Annotated in this window: 13 protein-coding genes; 6 read left to right on the top strand and 7 right to left on the bottom strand. The window is 61.8% G+C overall.

Annotated elements, in window-relative coordinates; genetic code table 11:
* Nucleotides 1–5 precede the first annotated feature (5 nt).
* Entirely contained in the window at nucleotides 6–614 is a 609-nt protein-coding gene (locus ACQGNJ_RS13415; RefSeq protein ID WP_426689751.1) for a TetR/AcrR family transcriptional regulator, read from the top strand.
* A 359-nt stretch (nucleotides 615–973) separates the two neighbouring features.
* Nucleotides 974–1876: an AraC family transcriptional regulator gene (locus ACQGNJ_RS13410; RefSeq protein WP_426689750.1), complete on the top strand. Its 903-nt coding sequence runs from the start codon at nucleotides 974–976 to the stop codon at nucleotides 1874–1876.
* 187 nt (nucleotides 1877–2063) lie between these two features.
* Here ACQGNJ_RS13410 and ACQGNJ_RS13405 read toward each other — a convergent pair whose 3' ends face one another.
* Nucleotides 2064–2192, bottom strand: coding sequence for a type II toxin-antitoxin system RelE family toxin (locus ACQGNJ_RS13405; RefSeq protein WP_426690056.1), 129 nt, complete (start codon nucleotides 2190–2192; stop codon nucleotides 2064–2066).
* 27 nt (nucleotides 2193–2219) lie between these two features.
* Nucleotides 2220–2972 (bottom strand): transporter, encoded by a 753-nt coding sequence (locus tag ACQGNJ_RS13400; RefSeq protein ID WP_426689749.1) that lies wholly within the window; start codon nucleotides 2970–2972, stop codon nucleotides 2220–2222.
* Nucleotides 2973–3232: 260 nt separating this feature from the next.
* Between ACQGNJ_RS13400 and ACQGNJ_RS13395 the strand changes: the two genes are divergently transcribed.
* Nucleotides 3233–3409, top strand: coding sequence for a hypothetical protein (locus ACQGNJ_RS13395; RefSeq protein WP_377324202.1), 177 nt, complete (start codon nucleotides 3233–3235; stop codon nucleotides 3407–3409).
* Between the two features lie 464 nt (nucleotides 3410–3873).
* Here ACQGNJ_RS13395 and ACQGNJ_RS13390 read toward each other — a convergent pair whose 3' ends face one another.
* Nucleotides 3874–4167 (bottom strand): hypothetical protein, encoded by a 294-nt coding sequence (locus ACQGNJ_RS13390; RefSeq protein ID WP_426689748.1) that lies wholly within the window; start codon nucleotides 4165–4167, stop codon nucleotides 3874–3876.
* A gap of 559 nt (nucleotides 4168–4726) precedes the next feature.
* Between ACQGNJ_RS13390 and ACQGNJ_RS13385 the strand changes: the two genes are divergently transcribed.
* Complete coding sequence (locus tag ACQGNJ_RS13385) at nucleotides 4727–5386, top strand: guanine nucleotide-binding protein subunit alpha (RefSeq protein ID WP_426689747.1); 660 nt, start codon at nucleotides 4727–4729, stop codon at nucleotides 5384–5386.
* 96 nt (nucleotides 5387–5482) lie between these two features.
* Here the strand turns inward: ACQGNJ_RS13385 and ACQGNJ_RS13380 are convergent, their stop codons facing one another.
* The 3 genes from ACQGNJ_RS13380 to ACQGNJ_RS13370 form a co-directional block, all read right to left on the bottom strand.
* Nucleotides 5483–6853 (bottom strand): RNA-binding domain-containing protein, encoded by a 1371-nt coding sequence (locus ACQGNJ_RS13380; protein ID WP_426689746.1) that lies wholly within the window; start codon nucleotides 6851–6853, stop codon nucleotides 5483–5485.
* Nucleotides 6854–6921: 68 nt separating this feature from the next.
* Nucleotides 6922–8592 carry a urocanate hydratase gene (gene hutU, locus ACQGNJ_RS13375; RefSeq protein ID WP_426689745.1) on the bottom strand — a complete coding sequence of 557 codons (1671 nt, stop codon included), beginning with the start codon at nucleotides 8590–8592 and terminating at the stop codon, nucleotides 6922–6924.
* A 74-nt stretch (nucleotides 8593–8666) separates the two neighbouring features.
* Nucleotides 8667–9971, bottom strand: a complete 1305-nt coding sequence (locus ACQGNJ_RS13370) for a two-component system sensor histidine kinase NtrB (protein WP_426689744.1) — start codon at nucleotides 9969–9971, stop codon at nucleotides 8667–8669.
* A 116-nt stretch (nucleotides 9972–10087) separates the two neighbouring features.
* On the opposite strand from ACQGNJ_RS13370, the gene ACQGNJ_RS13365 reads away from it, so the two are divergent.
* Both ACQGNJ_RS13365 and ACQGNJ_RS13360 read left to right on the top strand, forming a co-directional pair.
* The gene (locus tag ACQGNJ_RS13365; protein ID WP_426689743.1) at nucleotides 10088–10480 is read left to right on the top strand and encodes a response regulator; all 393 of its coding nucleotides are present in this window, start codon (nucleotides 10088–10090) and stop codon (nucleotides 10478–10480) included.
* A 260-nt stretch (nucleotides 10481–10740) separates the two neighbouring features.
* A complete protein-coding gene (locus tag ACQGNJ_RS13360; RefSeq protein WP_426689742.1) occupies nucleotides 10741–11109 on the top strand; it encodes a response regulator in 369 nt (122 codons plus the stop codon).
* Between the two features lie 15 nt (nucleotides 11110–11124).
* Here ACQGNJ_RS13360 and ACQGNJ_RS13355 read toward each other — a convergent pair whose 3' ends face one another.
* A complete protein-coding gene (locus ACQGNJ_RS13355) occupies nucleotides 11125–12336 on the bottom strand; it encodes a GAF domain-containing sensor histidine kinase (RefSeq protein ID WP_426689741.1) in 1212 nt (403 codons plus the stop codon).
* Nucleotides 12337–12372: the final 36 nt, after the last annotated feature.

Here is a 12372-nt window from a genome sequence, read left to right as displayed (position 1 = left end):
CTCACATGTCCCCAAAAAAAGTCGACAAACAGGCACGGCGCGAAGACATCCTAGCCGCCGCCATGGGCGTATTCGCCAAGCATGGCTACCGCCAGACCACCATCGACCAGATCGCCGACGCCGCGGGCATCAGCAAGGGCGCGGTCTACCTGAGTTTTGCCAGCAAGGAAGATCTGTTCTACGCCGTCTTCGAGCAGATGACCCTGGGCGCGATGCACGCACCGGACGCCTCCGGCGATGTGCCGCCCGACACGGCGAAGGCGCAGATCCTGGCGCTGTTCAACCACGTGATGGCGATGATCGACGCCAACGAACAGATCATTCCATTGACCCTGGAGTTCTGGTCCGCCTGCGGCGTGGAAGAAACCCGCGAACGTTTCGGCAGCCGCTTCGCCGAGTTGTTCGGCACTTTCCGCACCCTGCTTACAGGTCTCATCGAGCAAGGCGCCCACCACGGCGAGTTCCGCAGCGATCTGCCGGCGCGGACGTTGGCTTCCGCGATCATGGCCATGATCGACGGCCTGCTGTTGCAGCAGTGGACCGACCCGCACATACGCGCATCGCAGATCACGCGCGGCGCCCTACCCGTTCTGCTGCGCGCGCTGGACGCCTGATACCTGCAGAGACCGTTCCCAAAACGGGAGCAGGGTCGACTTTTTACCGCACTCGCTTCAGGAAAGTGCGTGCAACATAAGGTGTCAGGGACCATTTACTCGCCCAGCGCCCACCGAAAATTGTCCCTGACACGACTGGCACTGACTTAAGCGCAAAGCTCCAATTTTCGTCGTTCCTGCGAAAGCAGGAATCCGGTGACTTCAGGCTGTCAGAGGTGCTGGATCCCCGCTTTCGCGGGGATGACGAGCTTAAGTCAGTGCCATTGGTCCCTGACACCTTTTCTGCGCCAAAACCGCAAGATCGGTCGAGCACATGATGGCTCTGATCGGCAACATGGTTCACCACGGAGAAACGGACGATGAAGGCGGCGCTTCGAAACTATCATGCGCGGATGCAGCGCGTGCTGGACTATATCGATCAGCATCTTGACGATGATTTGGATCTGGAGGCGGTAAGCCGGGTGGCCGCCTTCTCGAAGTTTCATTTCCATCGGCAGTTTGCGGCGACCTTCGGGTTGTCCCTGCATCGCTATGTCCAGCTTGCCCGCATGAAGCGCGCTTCGCGTCGGCTGGCCTGGAACGACGCCGAGAGCGTCACCGACATCGCGATGGATGCCGGTTACGACGCGCCCGATGCCTTCGCCCGTGCCTTTCGCCAGCGGTTCGGGCAATCGCCATCGTCGTTCCGGAAGTCGCCCGATTGGGCGCCGTGGTTCGCCGCCTTCGGGCCTCTGGACAACGCAAGGAACAAGCTCATGCAGATTATCTTTACCCACGACGACGTGACGATCCGCGATGTGCCCCCGATGCCGGTGGCGGTCCTGGAGCACCGGGGCGACCGGGCAACGCTCGGCACGACTATCGAGCGGTTCAAAACCTGGTGCAAGGCCAGGGGCCTGTCGCCCGAAACAGGCCGACCTAGCTTGCAGGTGTTTCGATCCGAGAGGTGTCCCGCCAATCCGGCCGACTACAGCATGGACCTGTGCGTCGGGACCGATCAGCCGATCGAGACGAATGATGAGGGGATGAAGGCTGGCGTGATCCCCGGCGGACGCTGCGCGGTGCTGCGCTATCCCGGCAATACCCACAATCTCGAGCCCGCCGCGATTTACCTCTATCGCGACTGGCTTTCAGACAGCGGTGAGGAAGCACGCGACTTCCCGATCTATTGCCAGCGCCGGCTCTCACTCATGCCGGATGGGTCGACACCTGAACTCATCGTCGAGTTGTTTCTGCCGCTGAAAGAACGCAGCCATCAGTGACCCGCGAGCAGCTCATCCACTGCTGGCGCAGCGACTCCGGTCGGGACTGCACCACGTCCCAGCGACTGCACATCGAGCACTCGCCGCTGTCGCGCCATCAAGGAACTGGAAAAGGACATGGGGGGCACCGGGGTGAAAGCGAGTTGATCCCGGTGACGGCCTCCGGCGCCACCGTGGTGGGCGAGCTCTAGAGCCGCTTCTTCGCCGCAAGGTAGATCAAGCCCTTTTCACGCTTGCCTACTGCGATCACGGTGACCACGAGCACCTTGTCATGCACTTGGTAGACCAGGCGGAAATCTGAGGCGCGCAGCTTGATTACGCGACGCTCTCCCGCCGCGACCGGTCAGTGGCCGAAATACACGGCCGCCCCCAGGCCTGCCCACCAGTCGCTCACCTGGCCGCTCAGACGGTGTCGAAAACCCGCGTCGAGCTGCACGCGCGCGCTCGGCTGCCAGGCCAGTCCCGCCCCGGCCAGCAGGCCGCCGCCGCGATCGGGCTGCCGTTGCCAGGCTGCTTCGGCATACACCGTCCATGCGCCGGTCAAGGCATGGCTGTCATTGATCGCAGCGGTGTACGCGTCGCGACCGCCGGTGCGCGCGTCCTCCAGATACATGCCGGCGCTGTTGGCCGGATCGATCTGCTGGTTGAGCGCAAGCCCCAGCAGGTATTGGCGCGCGGCGTTGCGAAACGCGGGTGCGCCATCGGTGAATTCCACGCTGCCCAGCAGCCCCCAGCTGAAGGATGCACGTGCGGAGGGCAGCACCAGTTTCAGCGCCACGCTGCTGTCGCCGCGCCCCTCCTGGCGTTGATCGGCGCCGGGCCTGGTTTCGCGCAGGCGGTTGTACAGCGATCCGCCGAACTGCAACTCCAGCGAGTCGCCCAGGCCCAGCCGCAGCAGGCTGTCAGCGGTGTACTGGGAGGTGGTCTGGCCATCCTGTCGGTCACGTGTCCAGGTGGGCAGGCCCTGTTCGACCGTCAGCTCGCCGGCGCCCAGCGCGGCGGGCGTGAAGCCGAGGCCGGGACGGTCATAGCCGGGGTTGTCGGCTCGCGCCGGCGCGGCGAGGCCGAGCCCGCCCGCCACCAGCATGGCGAGCATGGCGACATGCCGGCCGCCACCCATCGCCACCCGGCATCGCCGGTTCGTGCCCCGGTATCGGCTAACGTCCATCGCTTCGCTACGCATCTTTCGAAAACTCCATTGAAACCGGGATCAGAGTCGACTTTACAAAGCGGCGAGCCCAAAGAAGTGCACTCTGACCGCTGCTTTTGCTGAAAAATCTTTCTGAAGACTGAAGCGGCTCCACGCGTCATGTCGCTGGCATCGTTTTCAGATGGTCGAGGTGTATATTCATAGGCATGAAAACCACCAGCCGTCCTGCCGCCAAATCGAAGGTTGCCAAGCCCACACGAGATGTCATCGTGCGCGCCGTGGCCAGTTCCACGGCCGTCGAGACCGGCCAGCCGATTGGCAAGATCGAGCGCGCCCTGCGCGCGCGCGGCGGCAAGTTCAGCGGCCTGCAGCTGGCGCGCTGACCCTTTCGATCAGTCCGGCGAAGGATGCCACGCGGTTTCCACACAAGCTCGCAGCACCCGTCCATCGGAGCCCGGCTGGCACTCCCCTTCGGCACCTGCCGTATAGCGGCCGCTCACGCGGCCACATCCGATAGCAGTCGGTCCCGACCAAGCACCTCGCACGGATTGCCGGCACGCACCTTGCGGCCCAGCGATGGCAGCATCTTCAAGAACCGTGCTTCCTGATGACTCATATCCATCCGAACCTCCCGGCCACGGATCGGCCGCTGTCCGAACATCGTACCGATCCGGCGAAGGTCAAACCATCGGCAACATTCTCCTGCTCCGTTGCATACTCGAACGCCGCCCAACCAGGAACCCGGTAAAGGCGCCGGACTGAGATATTCCGGCCAGCAAAAAGGGAGAGAGAGAGCGACTTTCCATGACGCCTGCCCCGGGAAAGCGCGCCCTTCCCCCGCCTCCCGCTACTGACAGGTCGGATGCTGCCGCACGAGGTAGCACGCGCTGCCCATGGGCGAACGCGCGGGCAGCGCGAGGTAGGCGGCCCGCTCTTCGCGTAAACCGGGTTTCGTGCCGCGCGCTGGCTCCAGCTCTTGCCCATTCACGTCGCGGATGATGTCGCGCAGCTTCTCCGCGTCGCGGACGATGGCGTCGCCCATGATCGACAGCGTGACGTCGGATAGCTCGGCCTGATCACTGCAGGTCACCACGTTGCCCAGGGCCAGCAAGCTGCCCAGCAGCAAGTTGGCTTCATCCAAGAACGGGGTCAGGTTCCAAGAACGGGGTCAAGAACGGGGTCGCCAAGAACGGGGTGAGGTTCACTTACACCCTCTCCAAAAGTGAACCTGATCCCGTTCGGTGTTCATCCGAAGAACCACGCCGCCAGTTTCTTTGCACTCGATCTCATGGGGCCACCCGCAAGACAGGGGAGAAAAACAGGGAATCACATCGCCTTTCTACAACGGAAACGGGGTCGGCAAACGGGGGCAGGTTCACTTCCGAACGGAGGATAAGTGAACCTGACCCCCTTCGGTGTTAAAAATATCAGCCAAAAGAAAAGCGATCATTAACGAATAATATCTCATATCATTTCCAGTGATATAAGCCAAGAACAGGATCAGGTTAACTTCCACAGACTAGATAAGTGAACCTGACCCCGTTCGGTGGGTTACGCAAAAGCACATAAGCCCACCACGGTTACCGAACGCGCCGTTCGCAAGCCGTCGAAGTTGCGCGGGAAATGAAGAAATTGAGGGGCGGCCGCAAGGTCGCCCCTCTTCATTCGTAGATGCAGTTTGCAGTCAGGAACCCCACATCATGAGCGCTATTCCGAAATACTCCCCAGTCGTCACGAAACCACGTCTTTCCGTACGTGGCGCAGCCACATTCATTCGCTTGCCAGCCGTAGAACAAATGCGGTTACTTCATGATCAGAAATTTCCGAAGCAAGAGCCGCAAGTTTTCAAGCAGCCGTATTACGCGCCTCCTATCAAAGGCATCAAGGACTTCCTTGAGCGAGGCGCTTCAGGTTTGATCGACGCCCGAGCACAGTTACAAGGTATCAGGGTGGGATCACGTCGCATGCATTGCATGCGGGTACTGGAAAGTTTTGTGCAATCGAAACACGCCGAACGGGGCTTGAAGCCCGTTGCGATTCAGAGGTTGTATGCATACATGCGCGGATTGGAGCTGCGTCTTTCGCCAGACTTAGTTGCGCAAGAAGGCAGCGAGAACCGATACATCTACTTCAATGCCAGCGCAAAACAGTGTGATCCGGAAACGGCTCGTCTCACGCTGGAATTCGCGTATTGGCTGCTCCATGAGAACGGGATTGAAGTTAAGCCCCGACAAGTGGAATTCATCGACCTGTTTACTAACACTTTGTATCTCGGACGTACTCCACGAAAATCTACGTTGCGGGATCTGGATGAGAACGCACGGCTTATTGAGAGTTTGTGGCCAGCGATCGAACCATGATTCCGAAAAACAGGGAGAAAAGGGGTCAGAGACATTTCATAAGGATGAAAAATGTCTCTGACCCCTTTGTTTTGGGTTCCGGGATCTTGGCAGTTTTTAGCTCGTCTTTTTTCTATAAGCAGTGTTACTCGTAGTGCTCCCGGGAACTTTTTCAATCAAATTTGCGTCGACCATGCGGCCAAAGATGCTTCGAACCCTCCAGTCTTCTCGGATCACACAAATCTCTCTCGCCGTACCATTATTAATTGATTCGCTTTGCTCCAAGTACTGCATGATTCGGTCTTCAGGAGAAGCAAGCTGCTCATGCCGAATCGTGATCAGCACACTCGCCTCTCTCTGGGCGATCATAGGTTCTTTAAGGTGAAGGCGTCTCATTGCAAGAAATGCAGTATTGAGCCCCTCACCAACATCTTTATTTGGAGGGTTGGGAAATTTGTTTATTATTCGAACTATATTTCCGTTGCGAGAGAATCTCTCATCCAATATATTCTCAGGCGTGATATGTCCTGGCAAACTCCCCGGACTCTCTACCTCTACTCTATTGTCGAAAATGCGAATATGAATGTCGTCAGGAATACTGTAATCGCGATGCAGGACGGCGTTGGTAATAATTTCATGAAGAGTTTCTTCTGGATACTCGATTTCAATCAGGCCATCCGGCGTCATACGTCGAATGCTCTCCACAATAGCTTTGGTTGTGGTGACGGCGCTATATATCTGTTGATATGCCGATCCTTCGATCGTCTTTGGCAAACCATCTAGCGACTCGCGCGCGCCCTCTTCATCGGAGGTTCGATAACGATAAACTTTAATACCGCAACGCTTAGGAAGAAGTGCTTGTGGCTCATCGGCGAATAGCACCACGCCCGCCACCGTTGGTTTTTCTCCAACAATTAGTGCCTGCTTCCTCAACCATAGCTCAGGCTCTTGATGAGGAACAATTTCGAGCATGAATCCGATTGCCTCCAAACTGTTTGTAATTACTTCTTCAGAAGCCTCAACGGTCATCGTCTCGAAAGACGTCAACCCCTTGTCCATTCGAAGTCTATCTAACGCATCCGCAGACCGAATCGGCACGTTCGAAGCAGAGCGGCGGATATAAACCTCTCTGGAAGATGTCTCAATAATTGCTCGACTCTTCAGTACCTCAATGTGCAGGACGAGGCCAGGCAACCCTTCCGATCTGAGGAATTCCATCCGGCATCCTTGCCCCAAAGGCAGCACCGCGTCGATTGCCTGAACTAGATCATTTGCATCTTCTTGGCGCTCAAATCCAGACCAAGAAAAAACAGAGCTGGCTTCCTCAACACCAATGAATAACTCTCCACCATCAGCATTTGCAAATGCCGAAATACTCTTCGTTATTCGACTTGGCAGGATCGCCTTCCCCTTGAAATCGAGAAAGTGGCTTTCTTCGCGACTCAAAATCTTTTGCGCTTCCATAGCCGAGATGGAAATTACATCCATTGCTAGATCCTTTAATTAATTTTTCAGCAGGCCGGCACAAGGGGGCATCGCGCACTCAGCCACTTCATCTAAGTCATCGGCAACTTCAACCCCTGCTCTTTGGCGCATTCGACAGCAATCTCATACCCAGCATCCGCATGCCGCATCACCCCAGTCCCCGGATCGTTCCACAACACCCGCGCAATCCTCTTGTCCGCCGCTTCGGAACCGTCGCAAACAATCACCACCCCCGAATGCTGCGAATACCCCATCCCCACCCCGCCGCCGTGATGCAGCGACACCCACGTCGCGCCACCTGCCACATTCAACATCGCATTAAGCAACGGCCAGTCCGACACCGCATCGCTCCCATCCTTCATCGCCTCTGTCTCCCGATTCGGTGAAGCCACCGACCCCGAATCCAGATGATCGCGCCCAATCACCACCGGCGCCTTCAACTCCCCATTGCGCACCATCTCGTTGAACGCCAGCCCCAGCTTGTCGCGCAACCCCAGCCCGACCCAGCAGATCCGCGCCGGCAGACCCTGGAAGCTGATCCGCTCCTTCGCCATATCCAGCCAGTTGTGCAGGTGCGCGTCGTCGGGGATCAGCTCCTTGACCTTGGCATCGGTCTTGTAGATGTCCTCCGGATCACCCGACAGCGCGACCCAGCGGAACGGCCCGACGCCGCGGCAGAACAACGGCCGCACATAGGCGGGCACGAAGCCCGGGAACGCGAACGCGTTGGCGCAGCCGACGTCCTGCGCCATCTGGCGGATGTTGTTGCCGTAGTCGAAGGTGGGGATGCCCTGCGCGTGGAACGCAAGCATCGCTTCGACGTGGGTGCGCATGGAGTGCTTGGCGGCGTCGCGGGTGCCTTCGGGATCGCTCTTGCGGCGCTCGAACCACTGCTCCACCGTCCAGCCCTGCGGCAGGTAGCCGTTGACCGGGTCGTGCGCGCTGGTCTGGTCGGTGACGGCGTCGGGGCGCACGCCGCGCTTGACCAGTTCCGGCAGCACGTCCGCCGCGTTACCAAGAAGCGCGATGGATTTCGCTTCGCCCGCTTTGGTGTACTTCTCGATGCGCGCCAGCGCGTCGTCGAGGTCGGTGGCCTGCTCGTCGACGTAGCGGGTCTTCAGGCGGAAGTCGATGCGGCTCTGCTGGCATTCGATGTTGAGGCTGCACATGCCGGCCAGCGAGGCGGCCAGCGGCTGCGCCGCCCCCATGCCGCCGAGGCCGGCGGTGAGCAGCCAGCGCCCCTTCAAATCTCCGCCGTAATGCTGGCGGCCCATCTCGACGAAGGTTTCGTAGGTGCCCTGGATGATGCCCTGCGAGCCGATGTAGATCCAGCTGCCTGCGGTCATCTGGCCGTACATCATCAAGCCTTTCTTATCGAGCTCGTTGAAGTGCTCCCAGGTGGCCCAGTGCGGCACCAGGTTGGAGTTGGCGATCAGCACGCGCGGCGCGTCGGCATGCGTGCGGAACACGCCGACCGGCTTGCCGGACTGCACCAGCAGGGTCTCGTCGTCTTCCAGCGTGCGCAGCGATTTCAGGATCGCGTCGAAGCACTCCCAGTTGCGCGCGGCGCGCCCGATGCCGCCGTACACCACCAGCTCGGCCGGGTTCTCCGCCACCTCCGGATCGAGGTTGTTCTGCAGCATGCGGAACGGCGCCTCGCTGAGCCAGCTCTTGCAGGAAAGTTCGCTGCCGCGCGGCGCGCGGATGACGCGGGTGGTGTCGATACGGGTGGGTGCATTCATCGCAAAACGCTCCGGTGAGTCAGACCGTCGAGTATAGGTCAGCGCCCGCGCGGGGCTAGCCCGTCGCCGGCGCGCTAGTCGGGCGCCGGCAGGCGCAGGCGCGGGAAAGCCAGGGTCATGGTGGTGCCGCGGCCGGGCGCGGAATCCACGTCGACAAAACCGCCGGCCTGACGCACCACACCGTGCACCTGGGCAAGACCCAGGCCGGTGCCGACACCTTCGACCTTGGTGGTGAAGTAGGGCTCGAACAGGCGCTCGCGCACCGCCTCGTCCATGCCGCTGCCGTTGTCGGTGACCGCAAGCGTGACGTAATCACCCGCCGGCCGCAGCGTGCTGTCTTCGGCCTCGCCGACCACCAGCTCGCCCAGGTGAACGCGGATCGTGCCCTGCCCCTTGCAGGCATCGCGCGCGTTGATGCACAGGTTGATGAAGGCCTGCTCGATGGAATGGCGGTCGCCCAGGGTGGGCAGTTCGGCGTGGCCGCACTCGACCTGGAAATCCACGCCCGCGCCCAGGCTGTGGCGGGCGAAGCCTTCGATGTCGCGGATGATTCCGACCAGCTCGACCGGCTCGGCCGTGTACCGATGGACCCGGGCAAAGGCCAGCAGCCGCTTGGCCAGCAACGCGGCTTGCCGCACGCCGTCCATGCCGTAGCCGAGCAGGCGGCGCTGGCTGTCGCTGAGGTTGGCCGGGTCGTCCAGGATGCTGCTGAGCGCCACGATGGCGATCTGCAGCATGTTGGCGAAGTCATGCGAGAGGCCTGCCACCAGCTGGCCGATGGCCTCGTTCTTCTGCGCCTGCTGCGAGGCCTGTTCGGCCACGGCCTGCGCGGCGCTGGCCAGGCCAAGCCGCAGCCGCAACGACTCGGCACGATCGACCACCTGCTTCTGGAACACCCGTGCGCGAGCCAGTTTGCGCGCCAGCGCCTCGTTGCGGACGACATCGAATTCGCCGGCCAGCTCGCGGTGGCTGAGCCGGCTGTGCAGGCGGTGGATGACCATGTCCAGCGCCAGCCTCGCCTTGACCCGCTCGGTGATGTCATGGCTGATCACCGCCATGCCGTCGACCTGCTGCGCATCCAGGTACGGATGCACGCTGACCAGCCACCAGCGCTCCTCGCCGCTGGCCGATGGCAGCGCCTGGGTGAATTGCACCGACTTTCCCTGGCGCGCGCCGGCCAGCGCGGACTCGATGGTGGTGGCGGCCTGCGCCGGCCAGAACGCGACGAACGGCTGGCCGATCGCCGCGGCCGGGTCGCCGATGCACAGCACGGCACGGCCGCTGTCGTTCATGCGCACGATCCGGCCGTGCACGTCGAGCTCGTGCACGCCATCCGGGGAGAACCCGATCAACTGCCGATAACGCTCAAGTTCGTTCATGGCTCGTGGCCCACCGGGGAACACAGCCCGGGGAAATACAGCATAGGCACAATCGATCCTCACTGCCCGTGTACGCGGCACGGGCGATCGTCAGACATCATCTGCCGAGATCGAACATGACCCGCGTGCAGAATCAGACCATCCTGCTGGCCGAGGACGACCGCAGCGCCCGCGAGGTCACCGCCATGGTGCTGGAGGCCGAGGGCTATCGCGTGCTTACCGCCAGCGACGGCACCGAGGCGCTGAAGATCCTGTTGCACGACGCCAGTATCGAGCTGCTGCTGAGCGACATCCACATGTCGGGCGGAATCGACGGGATCGATCTGGCGCAGCGCGCCAGGCTGAACCGACCGCTGCGGATCGTGCTGATCTCCGGTGATCCACGCGACAGCTTCGCCCACTTTCCCGACAAGGTGGCCTTCCTGCCCAAGCCGTACGATCGCCGCAGCCTGCTGCAGGCGGTGGCCGGTGCGCTGTTGAACAGCGGGCCTGCGGAACGCACGCCGTGAACGACTCACGCCCCGGCAATGCGCGCTTCGCGTTCGCCGCAGCGCGGGTGATGGGCTCCGTGCTGTCACGCGCTCGGCACGTCACCGATGCCAGGGTGCAGCCACGCATCGCCGGCAACGCGCCGGGCACGACCAGATCCCGCACTCCGTACGCCGACTGCTCGAGGTTCCCCCGTCATGCCGCTTCTGCAGAAAGCCACCGCAGCTCGCCCTCCACTCCCCCGGATCAATGCCATGCACATTCCACTGAGCGACAGCCCGTGACTGCCGCCCCATCCGATTGGCCACAGGTGATGGTGGTCGAAGACGACATGCTGATTTCAGTGACGCTGGAAATCGCCCTCGAGTCGAGGCAGTACCGCGTGCTGGGTCCGGTCGCCACGCTGGAACAGGCCTGCCAGCTGCTGGCGACATCGCAGCCGGACATCGCGCTGATCGACTACCGGCTGGCCACGACCACCACCGAAACCCTGCTGACATCGCTGAACGCGCGGCAAGTGCCGACCTGCGTGCTGACCGGACTGCGCGCCGATGAACTGCCGGCGGCCTATGCAAGCTGCGCCGTGCTGCAAAAGCCGTTCCGGCTGGACGCGCTGCTGAATGCGCTGGAACAGGCCAGGTCGAACTGATCGACCCGCCGGAGCTCAGCCCGGGCTGAGCGGCATGGTGAAGACGAAGCGGGTCTGCGCGGCGGTCGACGAGACAGTCAGGCTGCCACCGTGCGCCTTGGCCACTTCGGAGGCGATGTAGAGCCCGAGCCCGAGACCGGGTTGCGGGGATGCGTCCGCGGCGCGCGAAAACGGCTGGAACAGGCGCCCGATCTTGCCCTGCGGAATCGGCTGACCGCCGTTGGTGACGGACAGCTCGAACACCTGCCCATCGCAATGTGCCGCGACAACTACCGGCTGATCGACCGCGCCGTGGGCCACGGCGTTGTTGAGCAGGTTGGCGAGCAGCTGCCCGATGCGCCGCGAATCGGCGGTGACCGCATGCCCGATCGCCATGCTGGCCTGGATCTCCCGCTCGGGGTAGCTTCCGCGCACTTCCTCGATCACGTGCTGCAGTTCCGCCGCGAGGTCGCCCTGCGACTGCAGGTTCACCGGGATGCCGCCGCCCAGCCGGCCCCGCGCGAAGTCGAGGATGTTCTCGATCATTTCCGCCATGCGCTCGCCACTGCGCTGGATGTGCTTGACGATGCGCCCGGAACCGGCATCCATCGGCTTGGACTGCAACAGGTCGGCGCCAATCTGGATTGCGCTGAGCGGGCTGCGCAGATCGTGCCCGAGCACGGCGATGAACTGCTCGCGCAGCTTCGCCGACTCGCGCGCATCGTGCAGTGCGCTGGCGTTGAGCTCGCGCTGCTCCTCGTGCTTCAGCTCGGCGGCGATCAGCTTGGTGAACAGCTGCAGGGTCTTGATCACGTGCGGATCGTCCAGCTTGGCCGGCAGCGGGTCGAGCGCGCACAAGGTGCCGAAGAATTCGCCGTCGCCCAGGAAGATCGGAATCGAGACGAAGCTTTCGAAACCGTATTGCCTGGGCACCGGGTGCGTTGAAAATTGCGGGTGTGTGCTGGCCTGCCCGAAGATCACCGGCTGATGGTGCTGGCGGATCTCGTTGCAGATGGTGGTATTCAGCACCAGCTCGCCACCGGGCTTCAGCCCGAAATTGATCATGTCGTGCACGGCGCAGGCCGTCCAGCTGGTGTCGGTGACGCGGGCGATGACGGCAAAACGCATGCCGGTGGTGTGCGCGACGGTCTGCAGGATCGTCGGCACGGAGCCCAGCCGACCGATCCGCTTGACGTCGTTGGCCACCGTTCGATCGGGTATCAGTTGCTGGCTGGTGTACGTATTCATGCCGTGCAGCTTAGCCCGGCCACTGAAATATTGTCG

The organism is Rhodanobacter ginsengiterrae (assembly GCF_050026815.1).
Taxonomy (GTDB): Bacteria; Pseudomonadota; Gammaproteobacteria; order Xanthomonadales; family Rhodanobacteraceae; genus Rhodanobacter; species Rhodanobacter ginsengiterrae.
Note: the sequence above shows the minus strand (reverse complement) of the source record. Positions and strands in the feature narration are given on the sequence as shown.

Coding starts and splice junctions, on each gene's coding strand:
- ACQGNJ_RS13415 (WP_426689751.1), top strand. CDS start 6: ATGTCCCCAAAAAAAGTCGACAAACAGGCACGGCGCGAAGACATCCTA.
- ACQGNJ_RS13410 (WP_426689750.1), top strand. CDS start 974: ATGAAGGCGGCGCTTCGAAACTATCATGCGCGGATGCAGCGCGTGCTG.
- ACQGNJ_RS13400 (WP_426689749.1), bottom strand. CDS start 2,972: ATGCTCGCCATGCTGGTGGCGGGCGGGCTCGGCCTCGCCGCGCCGGCG.
- ACQGNJ_RS13395 (WP_377324202.1), top strand. CDS start 3,233: ATGAAAACCACCAGCCGTCCTGCCGCCAAATCGAAGGTTGCCAAGCCC.
- ACQGNJ_RS13385 (WP_426689747.1), top strand. CDS start 4,727: ATGAGCGCTATTCCGAAATACTCCCCAGTCGTCACGAAACCACGTCTT.
- ACQGNJ_RS13380 (WP_426689746.1), bottom strand. CDS start 6,853: ATGGATGTAATTTCCATCTCGGCTATGGAAGCGCAAAAGATTTTGAGT.
- hutU (WP_426689745.1), bottom strand. CDS start 8,592: ATGAATGCACCCACCCGTATCGACACCACCCGCGTCATCCGCGCGCCG.
- ACQGNJ_RS13370 (WP_426689744.1), bottom strand. CDS start 9,971: ATGAACGAACTTGAGCGTTATCGGCAGTTGATCGGGTTCTCCCCGGAT.
- ACQGNJ_RS13365 (WP_426689743.1), top strand. CDS start 10,088: ATGACCCGCGTGCAGAATCAGACCATCCTGCTGGCCGAGGACGACCGC.
- ACQGNJ_RS13355 (WP_426689741.1), bottom strand. CDS start 12,336: ATGAATACGTACACCAGCCAGCAACTGATACCCGATCGAACGGTGGCC.